Raw genomic sequence first — 19,282 nt, forward strand, 5'->3', positions numbered from 1 at the left:
CGAAAGGCGGTTTGTGCAGCTAAGAAAGCTGTGGACGAAGAAAATAGAAGCAATCCAAACAGCCAAAAAAAGCCTCAACTCTATTGTGGGTTGGGGTTTTTCTATAAATTGATAGAAAATTACGAACATATGTGCTATAATTGATATAAGGAGTGAACGGAAAATGGAAGATAAAAATCAAATAGGAATTTCCCATATGCAAAAAGGAAACTATGAAGAAGCGATAAAATGCTTTCATGATGCGATTGAGGAAAATCCGGATGACCCGATTGGCTACATTAATTTTGGAACAGTGTTAGCCAGTGCTGGAGAAGAGGAAAAAGCGCTCCATTTTTTCAAAAAAGCGATTGAGCTCGACAACAACGCGGCGACCGCATATTACGGGATAGGATCTGTATATTACAAGCGTCAACAATTTGCGCAGGCGAAGGATATGTTTGAACAAGCTATTCAAAAGGGGCTAAACAATGGAGACGCCTTTTTTATGCTTGGAATGTCGTTGATGCATTTAGAGGCACCGCGTCTTGCTCTTCCGTATTTACAGAGAGCGGTGGAGTTGAATGAACAAGATACCGAGGCGATATTTCAGCTTGGGCTATGTCTTGCGCAACTCGAATTTGTTGATGAAGCGATGAATTATTTTCAGAAAACGATTCAGTTAGATAGCAGACATGCAGATGCGTACTATAATTTAGGTGTTATATATGCTTATAAAGATGATATAAAGACAGCGATGGAAATGTTTACGACCGCTCTTCAGATCCAGCCGGACCATCTGTTGGCGGGATATGGGAAAAAGATGATGGAAAAAGCGTTAGGAAATAAAGGGTAGGGGATTCCCATTGCAGCAACAAGAATCGTTTGTTTTAGGGGAAACATCGTTTATTAAAGGGTCATATATTTCTACGATTTTTCATAATGAAGCAAATTTATATTCCGTCGTTCGCGTTCGAGTGGTGGAAACGAACGAAGCATATGATGAACAAGAAGTTGTTGTAACTGGATATTTCCCCAAAATGAATGAGCATGATACGTATATTTTTTATGGAAAATTTCACGACCACCCGAAGTTCGGGCGGCAATATGTTGTGGAACATTTTCGTAAACAATTTCCAAACACAAAAGACGGAATCATTCATTACTTATCAAGCGATTTGTTTAAAGGAATTGGGAAAAAAACGGCAAAAGCGATCGTCGAAGCGCTCGGCGAAAATGCTATTTCGAAAATTTTAGCGGATCCTAGCGTATTGGACGATGTTCCGAAATTGTCAAAACAAAAAGCAAAAGAGTTGTATGATACGTTGCGTGCCCATGAAGGGTTAGAACAAACGATGATTGCTCTTTCTCAATTTGGTTTTGGTCCGCAATTGTCGATGAAAATTTACCAAGTATATCAAGATGAAACCCTTTCTGTTATTCAGCAAAATCCATACCAGCTTGTCGAAGATGTGGAAGGGATCGGATTTGGCCGTGCCGATGAATTAGGATACCGTCTTGGCATTTCCGGCAGCCATCCTGCGCGCATTCGTGCAGCTTGTTTGTTTGTGTTAGAGCGGGATTGTCTTCAAGAAGGGCATGTTTATGTGACGAAAGAACAGCTTATGACAAGCGCGAAACAGCTTTTGGAGGCGAAACGGAACGAAGCGATCAGTGAGGAAGCCATCGAGCAAATGCTGTTAATGCTTGCGGAGGAAGGAAAATTAATCAATGAAGAGGAAAAATTTTATATTCCATCCCTTTATTTTGCCGAAAAAGGAATCGTAACCAATGTAAAACGTCTTTTGCAACAAACAGAAGCAGTGATGACGTTTCCGGAATCGGAATTTTTATTAGCGCTCGGAAGGCTGGAGGAACGTTTATCCGTTCAATATGCTCCATTACAAAAAGAAGCCATTCGACAAGCGATTTCTTCCCCGTTATTTATTTTGACGGGTGGTCCTGGCACAGGAAAAACGACGGTGATTAAAGGAATCGTAGAAATTTTCGCTGATTTGCACGGTCTTTCTCTCGATCCGAAAGATTACACGAAAGATCACCCATTTCCGATTTTGCTTGCCGCGCCGACAGGAAGGGCGGCAAAGAGAATGAGTGAAGCGACGGGATTGCCTGCTGTTACGATTCATCGTTTGCTTGGCTGGAATGGCGCGGAAGGCTTTACACATGATGAGGATGAGCCGATTCGCGGGAAGCTCTTAATTGTTGACGAAATGTCCATGGTCGATACGTGGCTGGCCAATCAGCTATTTAAGTCGATTCCGGACGGCATGCAAGTGATTCTCGTCGGCGACGAAGATCAGCTGCCATCCGTTGGACCTGGACAAGTGTTAAAGGATTTATTACAAGCGGGTGTCATCCCGACCATTCGGCTAACAGAAGTATATCGGCAAGCGGAAGGTTCATCGATTATTGAATTGGCGCACCAAATGAAAAATGGTGTCATCCCCCCGGATTTAACAGCACAAAAGGCGGATCGCTCATTCATTCGCTGTCAGACAGGGCAAATTGCTGAAGTCGTCCGGCAAATTGCTGATAATGCGCGAAGAAAAGGCTTTGCAGTAAAAGATATTCAAGTGCTTGCGCCAATGTATCGCGGTCCTGCCGGAATTGACCGCCTTAATCAAGTGTTGCAAGATTTGTTTAATCCAAAATCAGAGAAAAAGCGGGAACTTTCTGTCGGCGATGTAGTGTATCGGGTTGGCGATAAGGTTCTGCAGCTTGTCAATCAGCCTGATGACAATGTATTTAATGGTGATATCGGTGAAATTGTCGCCATTTTTTACGCGAAAGAAAATACGGAAAAACAAGATTTAGTCGTTGTTTCTTTTGATGGCATTGAGGTAACGTATTCGCGGCAAGATTTGTCGCAAATTACACATGCGTATTGTTGTTCCATTCATAAATCGCAAGGAAGCGAATTTCCAATTGTCATTTTGCCGGTTGTAAAAAGCTATTATCGCATGTTAAAGAGAAATTTATTATATACTGCGGTGACAAGAAGCAAACAGTTTTTAATTTTATGTGGGGAAGAAGAAGCGTTTAAGTTAGGCATTGCCCGCAGTGATGATGGGGCTCGGCAAACAACGTTAACGGAAAAGTTGCAAAGATCTCTTGCACCGATTACAGAAGGAGAACTGCCGATGGAGGATGCGAACATCGGAATGGAAAACGTTTCACCGTATGATTTTATGAACGACTAGCCAAGCTAAACATGTCTGGAAAGGTGGAGAGATCTTTGCGGACATTTTCACATCTAAAAGGTCTTCCCGTATATGAACAAAAAACGGGAAACACTGTTGGAAAAATAAGTGATATTTGTTTTACCAATATGGGGAAAGTTCAAGGATTTATCGTGGAAAGCAAAGGATGGCTTGCGCGCCATCGATATCTTCCGCTTGACGGCATCCAAGCGATCGGAGCGGATGGAGTTGTCGTTTATGATGCTGCGCTTTTACAATCGTTCTCCTCTTTCCAAAATGGCTACTCTCTTTACGGCGAGCGGGAATTGCCGGAAAACCGGTGATTACCGCGGATGGGAAAAAACTCGGATTATTAGAAGATGTATATTTTCATGGGCAATTGGGCATAATCGGAGGATATGAGATCACAGACGGTTTTTTTGCCGATTTGACGGAAGGAAAAAAGCGAGTAGACGCTGTCCCTTTTACGGTAGGGGAAGAAGCGGTTATTGTAAACACGACCATGTAAGGAGAGTGGCTGTTTGTGCTCATTTGCCCAAATTGTAAAAGTAAAAATTTAGGGAAAATTGGTGTCAACCAATATTATTGTTGGGATTGCTTTATCGAGCTTTCTGTTTCGAAGGGAATTATTCATGCTCATCAAGTCGAGGAAGACGGAACGTTAAGCTCGCTAGATGACTTGTTTGATGAACATGAGCGCACGATCCAATTTTAGGAGGGAACGAGCATGAATCGCACAATGACCTCTTTGTTAGCGTTAGGATTAGGAGTTGCTGCTTACCAATTTGCACAACGCAACGGTTTGATGAACAATCGTGCCATGAAAAAAATGCGCCGCCGTGTGGCGAAAGCCATTCGTTAGCAAGAAGTACAAAGTGCCGATTCCCGATATTTCTTACGGGAGTCGGTGCTTTTTTGTATAATTCCGTTTTCTGCACCCACACTAACGATAGGGGGGTGTTGCCATGGGAGAGAAGCAATGGCTGTCCATCATTCGTGTTGGCAAATGGCTGTTTGTTACGATCATTATTTATTTAGTTATTCGCATGAAAGAAGTATGGCTGCCGGTTGTTGATTTATTCGCTACTGCACTCATTCCGTTTTTTATTGCCGCGTTTATTACGTATTTATTGCATCCATTGGTGGAATACATTCATGAAAAAGGCATTCCGCGCTGGGCGGCTATTTTGTTCATTTATTTTCTTTTTTTCGGTGGAATTGGGTATGGGCTTTATAAAGGAATTCCGCTGTTTATTCAACAGCTAAAAGATTTAAGCGAAAGTTTGCCGGCATTGATAGAGACATATCGGAACTGGACAAAACAAATTCATAATCAAACATCGGCATGGCCAATGGAAATTCACACAAGAATTGAAGCGATGCTTACACAGCTGGAACAAACAGCAGCGAATGCGTTAACAATGGTGATCAATGGCGTAAAAGGGATTGTAAATTCCGCGATGTTGTTTTTGCTCATTCCGTTTATTGTTTTTTATATGCTCAAAGATATCGATCAATTGAAAAAAGCAGTATGGTACATTACTCCAAAACGATGGCGCGAACCAGGGATCGCATTTTTAAAAGATGTAGAAGAATCTCTTGGCAACTATATACGCGGACAATTGTTCGTAGGATTAGTAATTGGAAGTGTTGCCGCATTTCTTTTATGGATTGCTGGTATGGATTATCCGCTTTTACTTGGGTTTATTATTGGGGCAACGAATATTATTCCATATTTTGGACCAGTGATTGGGGCGATTCCCGCCGTGATTTTGGCAGCTACCGTTTCGCTAAAAATGGTGCTTATTGTCGCTGTCATTATTTTTCTTCTTCAATTTTTAGAAGGAAATATTTTATCGCCGCTCATCGTCGGAAAAAGTTTGCATATGCATCCGCTCGCGATTATGTTTGCTTTATTTTTTGGCGGGGAAATCGCAGGAGTGCTTGGCCTTATTGTTGCTGTTCCGCTTCTTGCCGTATTAAAAGTGGCTCTTCTTCATTGGAAAGAACATTATCAACCACATTGACAAATAAATGCAGCTTGTCTATAATCTTCAATGAAAAAGCGAATACATAACGCGATGACGGATCGAGTATGTTACAGTCCATCTTAAAGCGCGTGCTCGCGCACAGAGAGGAATTTCCGCGGCTGAAAGAAATTCCAGATGAAGGGTAACAGAACGCTAATCCGGAGCGCAGGCAAAACCTGACGTAATAGCCACGTTACGGCGTTTGAGGTGATGAACGGCTTGCCGTTCATAAACAGGGTGGTACCGCGAGCGTAACTCTCGTCCCTGAAGGGGATGAGAGTTTTTTATATTCAAGTTCAATACGGCGAAGAAAGGGAGGATCATGATGAAAAAGCTTACTTCCGCACAAGTAAGGAAAATGTTTTTAGATTTTTTCAAAGAAAAAGGCCATGCGGTTGAACCGAGTGCATCGCTCATTCCTGTCGATGATCCGTCATTGTTGTGGATTAACAGCGGTGTTGCTACATTAAAGAAATATTTTGATGGCCGCGTAGTTCCGGATAATCCGCGCATTTGTAACGCACAAAAGTCCATCCGTACAAACGACATTGAAAATGTCGGAAAAACGGCACGCCACCACACATTTTTCGAAATGCTCGGAAACTTTTCGATTGGCGATTATTTTAAGCGAGAAGCAATTCATTGGGCGTGGGAATTTTTAACAAGCGAAAAATGGATTGGCTTTGATCCGGACCGGTTGTCTGTAACGATTCATCCGGAAGACGATGAAGCGTTTGAAATTTGGCATAAAGAAATCGGCCTTCCGGAAGAACGCATTATTCGTTTGGAAGGAAATTTCTGGGATATCGGGGAAGGACCGAGCGGACCGAATACAGAAATCTTCTATGATCGCGGCGAAGAGTTTGGAAATGACCCAAATGATCCAGAGTTGTATCCAGGCGGGGAAAATGACCGCTATCTAGAAGTCTGGAACTTGGTATTTTCGCAATTCAACCATAACCCAGACGGCACGTATACACCGCTTCCGAAGAAAAATATTGATACAGGCATGGGACTAGAGCGGATGTGTTCGATTTTGCAGGGAGTGCCAACCAACTTTGAAACAGATTTATTTATGCCAATCATTCGCGCGACAGAACAAATTTCCGGGGAAAAATACGGTGTCGATAAGGAAAAAGACGTAGCATTTAAAGTGATTGCCGACCATATTCGGGCGGTCACGTTTGCGATTGGCGATGGAGCGCTTCCATCTAATGAAGGCCGTGGATATGTATTGCGCCGTTTGTTGCGCCGCGCGGTTCGTTATGCAAAACAACTTCATATTGAACGTCCGTTTATGTATGAGTTGGTGCCAGTTGTTGGCGAAATTATGAATGACTTCTATCCAGAAGTAAAAGAAAAAGCGGCGTTTATCCAAAAAGTCGTCAAAAACGAAGAAGAGCGTTTCCATGAAACGCTTCATGAAGGATTGGCGATTTTAGCAAGCGTCATCCAAAAAGAAAAAGAGCGCGGAAGCAATATCATTTCCGGAGAAGATGTGTTCCGCCTTTATGACACTTACGGCTTTCCAGTTAAACTAACGGAAGAATACGCGCATGAAGAAGGAATGGAAGTCGACCATGACGGATTTGAACGGGAAATGGAACGTCAACGTGAGCGCGCTCGCGCTGCTCGCCAAGATGTTGATTCGATGCAAGTACAAGGCGGTGTGCTTGGCGATATCAAAACAGAAAGCGAGTTTGTCGGTTACGATCAGCTTCATGCGCAATCTACTGTCGCCGTTATCGTAAAAGACGGCCAGCTTGTCAATGAGGTGAAAGAAGGAGAAGAAGCGCAAATATATTGGATGTAACCCCGTTCTATGCGGAAAGCGGCGGTCAAATCGCTGACCAGGGATGGATTGAAAATGAAACGACAAAAGCGTTTGTAAAAGATGTCCAAAAAGCGCCAAACGGGCAGCACCTGCACCATATCATTGTCGAAAAAGGAACGTTGAGAAAAGGAGAAACATATACAGCGCAAATCGATGAGGCGAAACGGGCGAGCATTATTAAAAATCATACGGCGACCCATTTGTTGCATCAAGCGTTAAAAGACGTGCTCGGGCCACACGTCAACCAGGCAGGATCGCTAGTCGCCCCAGACCGCTTGCGCTTTGACTTCTCGCATTTCGGACAAGTAAAACCAGAGGAGTTAGAACGCATCGAAGCGATTGTCAATGAAAAAATTTGGCGCAGCATTCCTGTCGAGATTTTCTATAAGCCGCTTGCGGAAGCAAAAGCGATGGGGGCGATGGCTTTATTCGGCGAAAAATACGGGGATATCGTCCGTGTCGTGCAAGTAGGCGATTACAGTTTAGAGCTTTGCGGAGGCTGCCATGTGCCAAACACTTCGGCAATCGGTTTGTTTAAAATCGTTTCTGAATCGGGTATTGGCGCAGGCACTCGCCGGATTGAAGCCGTGACAGGCGAAGCGGCGTATCGCTTCATGAATGAACAAATCACCTTGTTGCAAGAAGTCGCACAAAAATTAAAAACGAATCCGAAAGAGATTGTTAACCGCATTGATGCATTAATGAATGAGATCCGCCAATTGCAGCGTGAAAATGAATCACTGGCGGCACGCCTCGGAAACATGGAAGCAGCCAACCTTGTAAACAAAGTGAAAGAGGTAAACGGAATTCCTGTGCTCGCAAGCAAAGTAAATGCCAATGACATGAATCATTTGCGCACAATGGTGGATGAACTAAAACAAAAATTAGGATCGGCGATTATCGTATTAGCAGCTGTACAAGGGGAAAAAGTAAACTTGATCGCCGGAATTACAAATGATTTAATTGAAAAGGGATATCATGCCGGAAAATTGATTAAAGAAGTTGCCGTTCGCTGCGGAGGTGGAGGCGGCGGCCGCGCTGACATGGCGCAGGCAGGCGGAAAGGACCCAAGCAAAGTCGGAGAAGCCTTGCAATATGTCGAACAATGGATAAAATCCGTTTGATAATTGGCAAAGATAGTGTACAATGGATGTAAGATAGGGAGATGCCAGAACGGAGAGAGGTGGAACGGTGAGCTCATTTGACCAAACTATGCAGTTTCATTTTTCTGAAGAGCCGGCCGAAACGAATATTCGTGAAGTGTTGTTAACGGTGTATGACGCTCTTCAAGAAAAAGGGTACAATCCAATTAACCAAATTGTCGGTTATTTACTATCTGGCGACCCTGCTTACATCCCTCGTCATAAAGATGCCCGGACGTTAATTCGAAAAGTGGAGCGCGATGAATTAATTGAAGAATTAGTGAAATTTTATTTACAAGGACAGCGAAAGGATTAACGTATGCGTGTATTAGGACTTGATTTAGGCACAAAGACGCTTGGGGTGGCCGTTAGCGATGAATTAGGCTGGACTGCGCAAGGCATTGAAACGATTTCGATTGATGAGGAACGCGGAGAATATGGATTAAAACGGCTCCGGGAAATTATTGATGAATACGAAGTCGATACGATCGTCGTTGGATTTCCAAAAAATATGAATGGTACAGTCGGACCGCGCGCAGAGGCGAGTCAGCGCTTTGCCAAATTATTAGAGAGCGAATTTTCGCTTCCTGTTATATTGTGGGACGAACGTTTGTCCACAATGGCAGCGGAGCGGATGTTAATCACCGCTGACGTCAGCCGGAAAAAACGAAAGCAAGTCATCGATAAAATGGCGGCTGTCGTTATTTTACAGTCATATCTTGACAGCAAACAGTAAATGGAGGAGAAAATATGGAACACGGAGATCGACATATTACTGTTGTCGATGAAAACGGCAACGAACAATTGTGTGAAATATTGTTTACGTTTGAATCAGAGGATTTTGGAAAATCTTATGTGTTTTATTATCCGGTAGGCGCAGAATTTGAAGATGAGGAAGAAACGGAAATTCATGTGTCGGCATTTATTCCAGGAGAGGGAGAACAAGAAGGAGAATTGTTGCCGATTGAATCAGAAGAAGAATGGGAAATGATTGAAGAGGTATGGAATACGTTCTGCGCCGAACAAGATGAAGAATAAGAAAATACAAAGATGGCCGATGATAGATGGGCCATCTTTTTTTGTAGAAAAAAGCAGGAGGATAGCGAAAAATGTGAAAGTTTGTAGTATAATATCACGAGTGAAAGGAGGTTTTCCATGTATAATGACCAATTTTTTCAAAAAGATGCACAAATTGTACGAAAGATTGTGTTGATTGTTTGCATCGCTGTTTTTATCGCATGCATCGCTATAGCAGGAGGAAGCTATTTCTATATAAAATCAGCGTTACAACCCGTCGATCCGGATGACCGCACTCCTGTTCATATATCGATACCGATCGGCTCTTCTGTTAATGATATTGCCAATATGTTAGAAGAAAAACAGCTAATTAAAAGCTCATTGGTGTTTCGCTATTACGTGAAGTTGAAAAACCATGTTGGTTTTCAAGCGGGAGAATACCGATTAAATCGATCCATGTCGATGGAAGATATTATTGCCGTCTTAAAAATGGGAAAAGTAACAGAAAAAAAGGGGTTAAAGCTGACTATTCCGGAAGGGACGCAAATTACGCAAATTGCTGCTATTATTGCGGAGAAAACAGGGTATAAGAAAGAAGAAGTGCTTCGACAATTAAATGACCGCAAATATATCGAAAATCTTATTCAAAAATACCCGTCCATTTTATCCAAAGATATTTTAAATAAAAATATACGCTACCCACTAGAAGGTTATTTGTTTCCTGCTACTTATTCCTTTCATGAAAAAAAGCCTTCTATTGCGGAGATTGTGGAAACGATGTTAAGAAAAACAGAAAAAGTATTAGCAAAGTATGAACGTGATAAGAAAGAAATGAACATGACGACACATCAGCTTTTAACCATGTCTTCCTTAATTGAAGAAGAAGCGACAGAAAAGGCAGATCGCGAAAAAATCGCGAGCGTGTTTTACAACCGTCTCCGTATAGGCATGCCGTTGCAGACAGACCCTACTGTCTTATATGCGCTTGGTAAACATAAAGATCGCGTCTATTATAAAGATTTAGAAGTGAAATCTCCTTATAATACGTATATTCATAAAGGACTTCCTCCCGGACCGATTGCGAACGCTGGGGAAATGTCGATTCGAGCGGCACTGAAACCTGCGAAAACCGATTATTTGTATTTTCTTGCCACACCAGCAGGGGATGTCATTTTTACAAAGACATTGGAAGAACATAATCGCGAGAAAGAAAAATACATTGGAAAACAATAGAATGATATGTGAATCGCTGGAGCAGGAGCAAAAATATTTCGCATTTCGCATGTTTTATGGTAGTATATATAAAGTTATCAATCACCACCCTGTAATAAGAGTCCTTATGTGACTCTTATTTTTACGAGGAGGGGCTCTTTTGATATCAAAAGAAGTAGCACATTATCTTGAACAGTTTATCCCTGAACGGGATGAGCAAATAAAAGAGATAGAGCGTTACGCCAAGCAGCATCATATTCCGATTATGGAGGTTGTCGGAATTGAAATGATGCTGCAATTATTAAAAATTGCTAAGCCGAAGCGTATTTTGGAAATCGGCGCTGCTATTGGCTATTCCGCCATTCGCATGGCAAAAGCGCTTCCTGATGCAAATATCGTGACCATTGAGCGGGATCAAGGGCGATATGAACGCGCGCTTTTTTATATAAACAAAACGGGGACAAGCGAGCAAATTCGCGTAATTTTCGGCGATGCGCTGAACGTATACAACGATGTCGCAAAATATGCCCCGTTTGATGTCATTTTTATCGATGCGGCGAAAGGGCAATATCAGCGTTTTTTTCAAATGTATGAGCCGCTATTGCAAGAAAACGGCCTAATCATTACGGATAACGTATTATTCAAGGGGCTTGTCGCAACCGAAGAACCGGTTGAAAATAAACGGATTCGCCAGTTAGTGTCGAAAATTCGCCGCTACAACGAATGGCTTATCGGGCGGTCTGATTACGAAACAGTCATTCTTCCGATCGGCGATGGGATCGCCATATCACGAAAAAGAGGTGAAAAGCTATGAAAAAACCAGAATTATTAGTGACGCCGACGAGCGTTTCTCATATACATGATTTAGCCAATGCCGGCGCTGATGCGGTGATGATCGGCCAGCAGCGTTACGGTCTGCGCCTAGCGGGAGAGTTTTCCCGTGCGGATGTGGCAGAGGCGGTGAAGATTGCCCGTTCATATGGCATGAAAGTATATGTTGCGATGAATGCAATTTTCCATAACGACAAGGTGGACGAACTTGGTGATTATATAAAGTTTCTCTCTGATACAGACGTGGATGCGATTGTTTTTGGCGACCCGGCGGTTTTAATGACTGTACGTGAAGTGGCCCCTCATATGAAATTGCATTGGAATCCAGAAACGACGGCAACAAACTGGTATACGTGCAATTATTGGGGGCGGAAAGGAGCGAAACGTGCTGTCCTCGCCCGGGAATTAAATATGGATGCGATTTTAGAAATTAAAGAGCACGCCGAAGTAGAAATTGAAGTGCAAGTGCACGGGATGACTTGCATGTATCAATCTAAACGCTCTTTAATTGGAAACTATTTCGAATATCAAGGAAAAGTAATGGAAATCGAACGAAAAAAATATGAAAAAGGCATGTTTTTGTATGATAAAGAGCGCGATAGTAAATACCCGATTTTTGAAGACGAAAACGGCACACATATTATGAGCCCGAACGATATTTGCATTATTGATGAGCTTAGTGAGATGGTGGATGCAGGCATCGACAGCTTCAAAATTGATGGAGTATTGCATCAGCCAGACTATATTACGGAAGTGACAAAGCTATATCGCCGCGCCATTGATTTATGTGCCGAAAATCGGAAGCAATACGAGGAAGAAAAGGATGAGCTGCTGGCGAAAATCGAAGCGATCCAGCCAAAACATCGCCCGTTGGATACCGGATTTTTCTTTAAAGAAACGGTTTACTAATACAAACAGAAAAGGAGGAGCAGTCGGATGCTGTTAAAAAACGATAAAATTTCCGAGGTCATTAACGGCAAGCGCGTGATTGTGAAGAAGCCCGAGCTTCTCGCTCCAGCCGGCAACCTAGAAAAGCTAAAAATCGCCGTGCATTATGGAGCAGATGCGGTATTTATCGGCGGACAAGAATATAGCTTACGCGCCAACGCCGACAATTTTACGCTTGAAGAAATTGCGGAAGGAGTGCGTTTTGCGAACCAATATGGCGCAAAAGTGTATGTGACAGCGAACATTTATGCACATAACGAAAACATTCCCGGGCTCGAAGAATATTTGCAGGCGCTAGAACAAGCAGGTGTTCACGGCATTATTGTCGCTGATCCGCTTATTATCGAAACGGCGCGTCGGGTGGCGCCGAAATTAGAAGTGCACTTGAGTACGCAGCAGTCGATGGCAAACTGGAAAGCAGTTCAATTTTGGAAAGAAGAAGGATTGGAACGCGTGGTGCTCGCACGCGAAACGACCGCGGAAGAAATTCGGGAAATTAAAGAAAAAGTCGATATTGAAATTGAGGCGTTTATTCATGGGGCGATGTGTTCCGCGTACTCCGGCCGCTGTGTATTAAGCAACCATATGACAGCACGCGACTCCAACCGCGGGGGATGCTGTCAATCATGCCGCTGGGATTACGATTTATACCAATTAGAAGGGGATAAAGAAATACCGTTGTTTGATGAAAATGATGCACCGTTCGCGATGAGCGCAAAAGATTTGAATTTAATTCGCGCGATTCCAACGATGATTGAATTAGGCGTCGACAGCTTGAAAATCGAGGGGCGGATGAAATCGATCCATTATGTGGCGACAGTCGTGAGTGTTTATCGCAAAGTAATCGATGCCTATTGCGCCGACCCAGACAATTTTGTCATTCGCGAAGAATGGATAAAAGAGCTTGATAAATGTGCAAACCGCGATACGGCTCCATCTTTCTTTGAAGGAATGCCGGGCTATACAGATCATATGTACGGTTCTCATAGCCGAAAAACAAGCCATGAATTTGCCGGTCTTGTACTGGAGTATGATAAAGAAACGAAGATCGTCACATTACAACAACGCAACTTTTTTAAACCAGGAGATGAAGTCGAATTTTTTGGACCGGAAATTGAAAACTTCACACAAGTAGTGGAAAAAATTTGGGACGAAGATGGAAACGAGTTAGATGCTGCACGCCATCCATTGCAAATTGTCAAGTTTAAAGTAGAGCGAGAAGTCTTCCCATACAACATGATGAGAAAGGAGATCTAACATGGGGAAGAAGCCTGTTGTCATCGGTGTTGCTGGCGGGTCCGGATCGGGGAAAACGAGTGTGGCCAGGGCGATTTATGAGCATTTTGGCGATCGCTCGATTTTAGTGCTTGAGCAAGATTTTTACTATAAAGATCAAAGCCATCTCCCGTTTGAAGAGCGGCTGCGGACGAATTATGACCATCCGCTTGCGTTCGATAACGATTTGTTGATCGAACATATTCACAAATTATTGCGGTATGAGCCGATCGAAAAGCCAGTTTATGATTACAAGCTTCATACGAGATCCGATAAAGTTATTCACGTTGAGCCAAAAGATGTTATTATTTTAGAAGGGATTCTTGTATTAGAGGATGAGCGATTGCGCAACTTAATGGATATTAAAGTATATGTGGATACGGATGCGGACATTCGCATTATTCGCCGTTTGCTCCGTGATATTAATGAGCGTGGCCGTACGCTGGAGTCGGTGATCGAACAGTACGTTTCCGTCGTTCGCCCAATGCATAATCAATTTGTGGAGCCGACGAAGCGTTATGCCGATATTATTATTCCAGAAGGCGGCCACAATCATGTAGCCATTGATTTAATGGTTACAAAAATTCGCACAATTCTTGAACAAAAATCGTTTTTATAATAACATAACATAAACAAAATAAATATTTATAATAACAAGTAAGCGTACGAGCAACTTTTTTTGTTGTTCGTACGTTTTACATAAACACATTTTTTGCATCATAACAACAATAAAGAAAGTATATAGAGGAGTGAAGCATGATGGCAAACGAAAAGCAATTTCCAATGACAAAAGAGGGAAAAGAGAAACTGGAACAGGAACTTGAGTATTTAAAAACAGTAAAGCGAAAAGAAGTAGTAGAACGCATTAAAATCGCCCGTGGATTTGGTGATTTATCGGAAAACTCCGAGTACGATGCGGCAAAAGATGAACAAGCATTTGTAGAAGCGCGAATTCAAACGCTTGAAAACATGATCCGCAATGCGGTTATTATCGAAGAGGACACCGAAAATCCAGATGTGGTTTCGCTAGGAAAATCGGTTACGTTTATCGAACTTCCAGATGGGGAAGAAGAAACATATACGATTGTCGGAAGCGCAGAAGCGGATCCGTTTGAAGGAAAAATTTCCAACGACTCTCCAATTGCAAAATCGCTTCTTGGCAGAAGAGTTGGGGAAGAAGTTACGGTACAAACGCCAGGAGGCGAAATGCTTGTCAAAATTGTTGCAGTAAAATAGGTTTTAAAACGAAACACCTCGTCGAAAATGAAGATGAGGTGTTTTTTTATGTGGAAAAAACGAACAATGGTTATACTTTCTATTATTCAAATTGGAATTTTTCTTCTTATCGGGCGGCTTGTTCAAATTCAACTGATTAGCACAGAGTCGTTTTCGAATAAAAAAGTCAACTTGATCGAAAAAAGCATCGAACAACGAACACAAGAAATGGTCATTGATAATGGAAGGGGAACGTTTATTGATCGGCACGGAAAGCCGCTTACGAATGAGTATATTCCTTCTCTTGTTTTGTTTCCTTTTTTAAAGAAGATGGAGTGGCCTGTCGAAAAATTAGCAGAAATCCTCCATATTTCTCCTCATATCATTATCGATCAACTAGAAAAGGCAAAAGAACCGTTTATTTTTACCATTGATGGTACTCCATTTGTGTTGAAAGAAGAACAAATGGAAAAAATTAATCAATTACATATTCCTGGTGTGTTTGCGGTTCAAAAACAGCATCCGCTTGAGAAAACATATGCACAACATTTAATTGGTTTTACCCGCACGGACACCCAGCTTTTGCGTTCCCGTTATCCAAAACGGAATCTTTCGCCACATACTGAAGTAGGAATTCATGGGTTGCAAAAGGCGTTTGACGAATTTTTAATCCCGGAGGGGGAAACGAAACTGTTGTATCATGTCGATGCGGAAGGCGGCCCTTTATTTGGGATTAATGTGAAGTATAGTGATCCTGGCAATCCATTTTATCCTGTTTCTGTTCAAACGACGATCGATCGTGATTTGCAGCAAATCGCTGAAACCATTGTTCGAAAGCATCATTTGAAAAAAGGCGGCATTGTATTGTTGGACATCGAAACGAATAGTGTGCTTGCCATGGTTAGCCGCCCTGATATGGATCCTCGAAATCCATATAAAAATCACGGAGCGGAAAATCAAATGATTTTGCCGCAAACCCCTGGATCGATATTTAAAACCGTTGTTGCGGCAGCAGCGCTAGAAAAAGGAATGGTTTCCAAACAAACAACGTTTGATTGCAGTAAAAAAATAGACGGAGTGACGCCTGATGATGCTCATTCTTACGGAATGCTAGGATTTGAAGAAAGTTTTGCCGCAAGCTGCAACAACGCCTTTGCGACACTTGGAAAAAAACTCGTTCAACAAGACCCTGACATTCTTGAAATATATGCAAAAAAGCTGGGATTATATCCGCTTTCAGGATGGCAAGGAGATGTATATCATGAGACCAATTTTGAGCAATTTCCAGAAGAACGAAAGGGAACGATCTGGCACGATGCCAAAGATAAGCGTATACCGCTTGCTGTGGCACAAACGTCGATCGGGCAAAAAGATGTACGTGTATCGCCGCTTGCGGTTGCCAATATGATGGCCACCATTGCGCGAAATGGCGAGGCAAAGCAAGTGAGAGCAGTAAGTAAAGTTTTATATAAAAACGGCACCACCTTTTTTACGTTTCCACAGCAGCCTTTTTCCGATGAACAGCCGATTTCTCCTGTCACTGCGAGTAAACTGCAGCAATTATTGAGAAAAGTGGTTGTTGATGAACGCGGCACAGGACGCCGATTTCAGTCACTTCCATATGCGGTAGCCGGAAAATCGGGAACGGCGGAAACAGGGAAAATGTCCCATAATGAAGAGTTGGTTAATAAATGGTTTGCAGGCTATTTTCCTGCCGATGAACCGAGATACGCGCTCGTTGTCGTAGAGTTAGACTGCCCTGGCTCGCAGACAGTGACAAACGATGTATTTTATGATCTTGTACAAAAAATATATGAATTGGACAATTGGGACAAAAATTCGCAATAACAACGAAACAGTTTATTAGGGGAGCATCATCTGATACAATAAGAACAGCTATACGAAGGAGGGGTGAAACGGTTGGCAAACGAAATGGGCCAGCGTTTTGCACAGCGGGCAAAGCGCCGTAAAATCAATCGTATTCTCAATACAGCGATTGCCATAGTAGTTTTGTTCATTATCGTTGTCGCATGGAATTTGTTTTCCAATGACGACCGATCGAGCGAACAAGCAGCAAAGCCACAACCAAAGACAGAAGTCAAAAAAGATAGTGACGAAAAAAAAGTGGAAGTAGAGATTAATGAACAACAAGAGAAAGACGAAGAAAGCGAGCAAACAGATCAGGAAGAAACGAGCGAAGAAGAGCAAGAAGTGATAGAAACTCCAGGGCCTCCTGGGTCGAATATAGAAACAGAAATTGTGAATCCTGCATGGCAACCGATTGGTACGACGCAGTCTGAACCACATGTCACCCAGTTTAAGAAAGATTCTGTGGATTGGAAGGAAATGTTAGACGCCGTTAGCTATGCGACCGGCCTTTCCCAATCCGATATGATTGTTTGGTTTATCGGCAACAACGGACCGAATAAAGCTGTAGCAACGATCTCTACTAGAGATAAAACACAGTATTACAAAGTATATATTGAATGGGTGGAAAACCAAGGATGGAAACCGACGAAAGTGCAGAAATTAAGAAAATAAGCGGATTTCCTTTTTACAGGAAATCCGCTTATTTTTTCGCCTTAAAGTGAACCACTGCGCTGTAAAACCGCTTTCCGTTTTCCGCCATATGCATTTGGTGGGAAACGTGGTGGACATGAAGCAATAGCGCTTTATTATGTTCAATTTGTTCGTTAATTTTTTTCTCTAGTGTCTGCAAATCATCTGCTTCAAAAAATTCGATTTTATCTTCAATGAGATCAAGGGAAATATTCATATCCATCATTCCTCCTTTCACCGCCAAGTGTAGCAAACTTCAGCAGCATTATCTATAAATTCTGCTTCTTGTGATCTATTTTTTCGACTGTCGGTAACCGAACAACAACCCGTTATGCGGACAAATGTCATTTGTCCGCTACGGTGTTGTTCGGTCATCTGTCACGCTTATGCGTGACGAAGGCAAGTCATCGACTTGCCTCCGACAGTCGAAAAATTTCTTGATAAAAAGTGCAAAGAACCATAATTTTTCGATTGTCGGAGACTATAAGCTTGTTGCATTTTATATTTTCATTGAAGAAAATAAAAACTTATGATACATTGAGAACAGATTTAAGACAAAAACCATAGTATATTCATAGGAATTATAAAAATTATGGGGTGTGACATCAAATGGGGAGAGAATTTCTTGATTTGTTTGAAGAATGGGCAGATTCCTATGACCAATCTGTCGAAGGATATGATGAAGAATATCGTGAAGTGTTTGCGAATTATGAAGATATTTTAAATACAGTTGCCAGCAAAGCGGGAAGCGTTGTACTTGAATTTGGCGTCGGAACGGGAAATTTAACGAAAAAGCTGTTGGAACAAGGAAAAACGGTATACGGCATTGAGCCGTCTGAACCGATGCGGAAAAAAGCGCGTGAAAAGCTTGGAGACAACGTATCGATTATCGACGGGGATTTTTTACAATTTCCTCTTCCTCCTAAGCTGATTGATACCATTGTTAGCACTTATGCATTTCATCATCTCACTGACGAGGAAAAAGGGGAGGCAATCGCCAAGTATGGCAATCTATTAAAAAAAGGTGATAAAATAGTGTTTGCCGATACGGTATTTCGCGATCGCCAAGCATTTCAGCGCACGGTGGAAGAGGCAAGGGAGCGCGGATTTCATCATTTAGCAGATGACCTAGAACGGGAGTATTATACGACGCTTGATGTATTAACAAAACTATTTGAGGAAAATGGCTTTACCGTCGCGTTTACGCAAAAGAATGCGTTTGTATGGGTGATGGAAGCGGTGAAGCAGTAAAAAAAGCAGAAAGAGGGAGATAAATGAAAATAGCGATTATTGGTGCAATGGAAGAAGAAGTAACGATTTTGCGCGACAAAATAGAAGATCGGGAAGAAACGGTGATCGCTAATTGCGAATTTTCAAAAGGACGCTTAAACGGTGCCGATGTCATTCTGTTGAAATCGGGAATCGGAAAAGTAAACGCAGCGATGTCAACAGCGATCTTATTGGAGCGATTCCGTCCAGATTATGTCATTAACACCGGTTCAGCGGGTGGCTTTTTATCCACGCTAAATGTTGGGGATGTCATCATTTCCAATGAAGTAGTACATCATGATGTTGATGTGACGGCCTTTGGCTATGAGTATGGCCAAGTGCCGGGAATGCCGGCGCGTTATAAAGCGGATGAAACATTAGTAAAGATCGCGGAGCAAAACGCGAAGCAAATCAAGGATATTCAAGTAGTAACCGGACTCATTGCGACCGGCGATTCGTTTATGAACGATCCGGCGCGCGTTGAATTTGTCCGCGGCAAGTTTCCGGATTTATGCGCTGTTGAAATGGAGGCGGCGGCAATTGCCCAAGTATGTACGCAATTTGCCGTTCCGTTTGTCATTATTCGGGCGTTGTCCGATATTGCCGGCAAAGAATCCGATGTATCATTTGAGCAATTTTTAGATACTGCCGCCAAACATTCAGCTGATTTAGTCCTGTCCATCGTGTCATCGCTGCAAAAATAATCGAGGAAGGAATTCCTTCCTCGATCTATATTTGTAAAGAAATGGAGTG

Annotated in this window: 21 protein-coding genes and 1 pseudogene; 21 read left to right on the forward strand and 1 reads right to left on the reverse strand. The window is 42.5% G+C overall.

All coding sequences use genetic code 11. The annotated features are described in order from the left end of the window. Positions 1-163 precede the first annotated feature (163 nt). The 19 genes and pseudogenes from NXM86_RS04290 (at position 164) to NXM86_RS04380 (ending at position 17,242) form a co-directional block, all read left to right on the forward strand. Positions 164-832 carry a tetratricopeptide repeat protein gene (locus NXM86_RS04290; RefSeq protein WP_498958664.1) on the forward strand — a complete coding sequence of 223 codons (669 nt, stop codon included), beginning with the start codon at positions 164-166 and terminating at the stop codon, positions 830-832. A 10-nt stretch (positions 833-842) separates the two neighbouring features. Next, positions 843-3,197 carry an SF1B family DNA helicase RecD2 gene (gene recD2, locus NXM86_RS04295; protein WP_015864603.1) on the forward strand — a complete coding sequence of 785 codons (2,355 nt, stop codon included), beginning with the start codon at positions 843-845 and terminating at the stop codon, positions 3,195-3,197. Between the two features lie 35 nt (positions 3,198-3,232). Beyond that, positions 3,233-3,520 carry a PRC-barrel domain-containing protein gene (locus NXM86_RS04300; protein ID WP_498958666.1) on the forward strand — a complete coding sequence of 96 codons (288 nt, stop codon included), beginning with the start codon at positions 3,233-3,235 and terminating at the stop codon, positions 3,518-3,520. After that, positions 3,517-3,705, forward strand: a complete 189-nt coding sequence (locus tag NXM86_RS04305; RefSeq protein WP_498958668.1) for a PRC-barrel domain-containing protein — start codon at positions 3,517-3,519, stop codon at positions 3,703-3,705. Before NXM86_RS04300 ends, NXM86_RS04305 begins: the two co-directional genes overlap by 4 nt. A gap of 15 nt (positions 3,706-3,720) precedes the next feature. Next, positions 3,721-3,912, forward strand: a complete 192-nt coding sequence (locus tag NXM86_RS04310) for a YrzR-like zinc ribbon domain (RefSeq protein WP_015864601.1) — start codon at positions 3,721-3,723, stop codon at positions 3,910-3,912. Positions 3,913-3,924: 12 nt separating this feature from the next. Further along, the gene (locus NXM86_RS04315; protein ID WP_015864600.1) at positions 3,925-4,059 is read left to right on the forward strand and encodes a YrzQ family protein; all 135 of its coding nucleotides are present in this window, start codon (positions 3,925-3,927) and stop codon (positions 4,057-4,059) included. Positions 4,060-4,162: 103 nt separating this feature from the next. After that, a complete protein-coding gene (locus NXM86_RS04320; RefSeq protein ID WP_498958669.1) occupies positions 4,163-5,224 on the forward strand; it encodes an AI-2E family transporter in 1,062 nt (353 codons plus the stop codon). A gap of 328 nt (positions 5,225-5,552) precedes the next feature. Continuing rightward, positions 5,553-8,185: pseudogene (gene alaS / locus NXM86_RS04325) on the forward strand (alanine--tRNA ligase). A gap of 67 nt (positions 8,186-8,252) precedes the next feature. Continuing rightward, positions 8,253-8,519: an IreB family regulatory phosphoprotein gene (locus NXM86_RS04330; RefSeq protein WP_015864597.1), complete on the forward strand. Its 267-nt coding sequence runs from the start codon at positions 8,253-8,255 to the stop codon at positions 8,517-8,519. Positions 8,520-8,522: 3 nt separating this feature from the next. After that, positions 8,523-8,939: a Holliday junction resolvase RuvX gene (ruvX, locus tag NXM86_RS04335; protein ID WP_015864596.1), complete on the forward strand. Its 417-nt coding sequence runs from the start codon at positions 8,523-8,525 to the stop codon at positions 8,937-8,939. Positions 8,940-8,953: 14 nt separating this feature from the next. After that, complete coding sequence (locus tag NXM86_RS04340; RefSeq protein ID WP_015864595.1) at positions 8,954-9,241, forward strand: DUF1292 domain-containing protein; 288 nt, start codon at positions 8,954-8,956, stop codon at positions 9,239-9,241. A 117-nt stretch (positions 9,242-9,358) separates the two neighbouring features. Continuing rightward, positions 9,359-10,453 carry an endolytic transglycosylase MltG gene (mltG, locus tag NXM86_RS04345; protein WP_498958671.1) on the forward strand — a complete coding sequence of 365 codons (1,095 nt, stop codon included), beginning with the start codon at positions 9,359-9,361 and terminating at the stop codon, positions 10,451-10,453. Positions 10,454-10,592: 139 nt separating this feature from the next. Further along, the gene (locus NXM86_RS04350) at positions 10,593-11,246 is read left to right on the forward strand and encodes an O-methyltransferase (RefSeq protein WP_498958673.1); all 654 of its coding nucleotides are present in this window, start codon (positions 10,593-10,595) and stop codon (positions 11,244-11,246) included. Further along, the gene (locus tag NXM86_RS04355; RefSeq protein ID WP_062677182.1) at positions 11,243-12,172 is read left to right on the forward strand and encodes a peptidase U32 family protein; all 930 of its coding nucleotides are present in this window, start codon (positions 11,243-11,245) and stop codon (positions 12,170-12,172) included. Before NXM86_RS04350 ends, NXM86_RS04355 begins: the two co-directional genes overlap by 4 nt. 27 nt (positions 12,173-12,199) lie before the next feature. After that, the gene (locus NXM86_RS04360) at positions 12,200-13,468 is read left to right on the forward strand and encodes a peptidase U32 family protein (RefSeq protein ID WP_328267557.1); all 1,269 of its coding nucleotides are present in this window, start codon (positions 12,200-12,202) and stop codon (positions 13,466-13,468) included. A gap of 1 nt (position 13,469) precedes the next feature. After that, the gene (gene udk, locus NXM86_RS04365; RefSeq protein WP_015864590.1) at positions 13,470-14,105 is read left to right on the forward strand and encodes a uridine kinase; all 636 of its coding nucleotides are present in this window, start codon (positions 13,470-13,472) and stop codon (positions 14,103-14,105) included. Positions 14,106-14,245: 140 nt separating this feature from the next. Further along, positions 14,246-14,722 (forward strand): transcription elongation factor GreA, encoded by a 477-nt coding sequence (gene greA / locus NXM86_RS04370; RefSeq protein ID WP_041269715.1) that lies wholly within the window; start codon positions 14,246-14,248, stop codon positions 14,720-14,722. Positions 14,723-14,770: 48 nt separating this feature from the next. Then, positions 14,771-16,549 (forward strand): peptidoglycan D,D-transpeptidase FtsI family protein, encoded by a 1,779-nt coding sequence (locus NXM86_RS04375; RefSeq protein WP_498958675.1) that lies wholly within the window; start codon positions 14,771-14,773, stop codon positions 16,547-16,549. Between the two features lie 84 nt (positions 16,550-16,633). Beyond that, a complete protein-coding gene (locus tag NXM86_RS04380) occupies positions 16,634-17,242 on the forward strand; it encodes a YrrS family protein (RefSeq protein ID WP_171698633.1) in 609 nt (202 codons plus the stop codon). 28 nt (positions 17,243-17,270) lie between these two features. Here the strand turns inward: NXM86_RS04380 and NXM86_RS04385 are convergent, their stop codons facing one another. Continuing rightward, positions 17,271-17,477, reverse strand: a complete 207-nt coding sequence (locus NXM86_RS04385; protein ID WP_062753225.1) for a YrzA family protein — start codon at positions 17,475-17,477, stop codon at positions 17,271-17,273. Positions 17,478-17,869: 392 nt separating this feature from the next. Here NXM86_RS04385 and NXM86_RS04390 point away from each other — a divergent pair, with 392 nt between their 5' ends. Both NXM86_RS04390 and mtnN read left to right on the forward strand, forming a co-directional pair. Further along, entirely contained in the window at positions 17,870-18,511 is a 642-nt protein-coding gene (locus tag NXM86_RS04390) for a class I SAM-dependent methyltransferase (RefSeq protein ID WP_089097938.1), read from the forward strand. 23 nt (positions 18,512-18,534) lie between these two features. Then, the gene (gene mtnN, locus NXM86_RS04395; protein ID WP_089097937.1) at positions 18,535-19,233 is read left to right on the forward strand and encodes a 5'-methylthioadenosine/S-adenosylhomocysteine nucleosidase; all 699 of its coding nucleotides are present in this window, start codon (positions 18,535-18,537) and stop codon (positions 19,231-19,233) included. Positions 19,234-19,282 lie beyond the last annotated feature (49 nt).

Source organism: Geobacillus sp. CX412, assembly GCF_027942335.1.
In the GTDB taxonomy this organism is placed as follows: Bacteria; Bacillota; Bacilli; order Bacillales; family Anoxybacillaceae; genus Parageobacillus_B; species Parageobacillus_B toebii.

Bases quoted from the DNA above. Each gene is read 5' to 3' on its own strand.
- NXM86_RS04290 (WP_498958664.1), top strand. From the start codon at position 164: ATGGAAGATAAAAATCAAATAGGAATTTCCCATATGCAAAAAGGAAAC.
- NXM86_RS04315 (WP_015864600.1), top strand. From the start codon at position 3,925: ATGAATCGCACAATGACCTCTTTGTTAGCGTTAGGATTAGGAGTTGCT.
- NXM86_RS04320 (WP_498958669.1), top strand. From the start codon at position 4,163: ATGGGAGAGAAGCAATGGCTGTCCATCATTCGTGTTGGCAAATGGCTG.
- ruvX (WP_015864596.1), top strand. From the start codon at position 8,523: ATGCGTGTATTAGGACTTGATTTAGGCACAAAGACGCTTGGGGTGGCC.
- NXM86_RS04340 (WP_015864595.1), top strand. From the start codon at position 8,954: ATGGAACACGGAGATCGACATATTACTGTTGTCGATGAAAACGGCAAC.
- mltG (WP_498958671.1), top strand. From the start codon at position 9,359: ATGTATAATGACCAATTTTTTCAAAAAGATGCACAAATTGTACGAAAG.
- NXM86_RS04355 (WP_062677182.1), top strand. From the start codon at position 11,243: ATGAAAAAACCAGAATTATTAGTGACGCCGACGAGCGTTTCTCATATA.
- NXM86_RS04360 (WP_328267557.1), top strand. From the start codon at position 12,200: ATGCTGTTAAAAAACGATAAAATTTCCGAGGTCATTAACGGCAAGCGC.
- udk (WP_015864590.1), top strand. From the start codon at position 13,470: ATGGGGAAGAAGCCTGTTGTCATCGGTGTTGCTGGCGGGTCCGGATCG.
- greA (WP_041269715.1), top strand. From the start codon at position 14,246: ATGGCAAACGAAAAGCAATTTCCAATGACAAAAGAGGGAAAAGAGAAA.
- NXM86_RS04375 (WP_498958675.1), top strand. From the start codon at position 14,771: ATGTGGAAAAAACGAACAATGGTTATACTTTCTATTATTCAAATTGGA.
- NXM86_RS04380 (WP_171698633.1), top strand. From the start codon at position 16,634: ATGGGCCAGCGTTTTGCACAGCGGGCAAAGCGCCGTAAAATCAATCGT.
- NXM86_RS04385 (WP_062753225.1), bottom strand. From the start codon at position 17,477: ATGAATATTTCCCTTGATCTCATTGAAGATAAAATCGAATTTTTTGAA.
- NXM86_RS04390 (WP_089097938.1), top strand. From the start codon at position 17,870: ATGGGGAGAGAATTTCTTGATTTGTTTGAAGAATGGGCAGATTCCTAT.
- mtnN (WP_089097937.1), top strand. From the start codon at position 18,535: ATGAAAATAGCGATTATTGGTGCAATGGAAGAAGAAGTAACGATTTTG.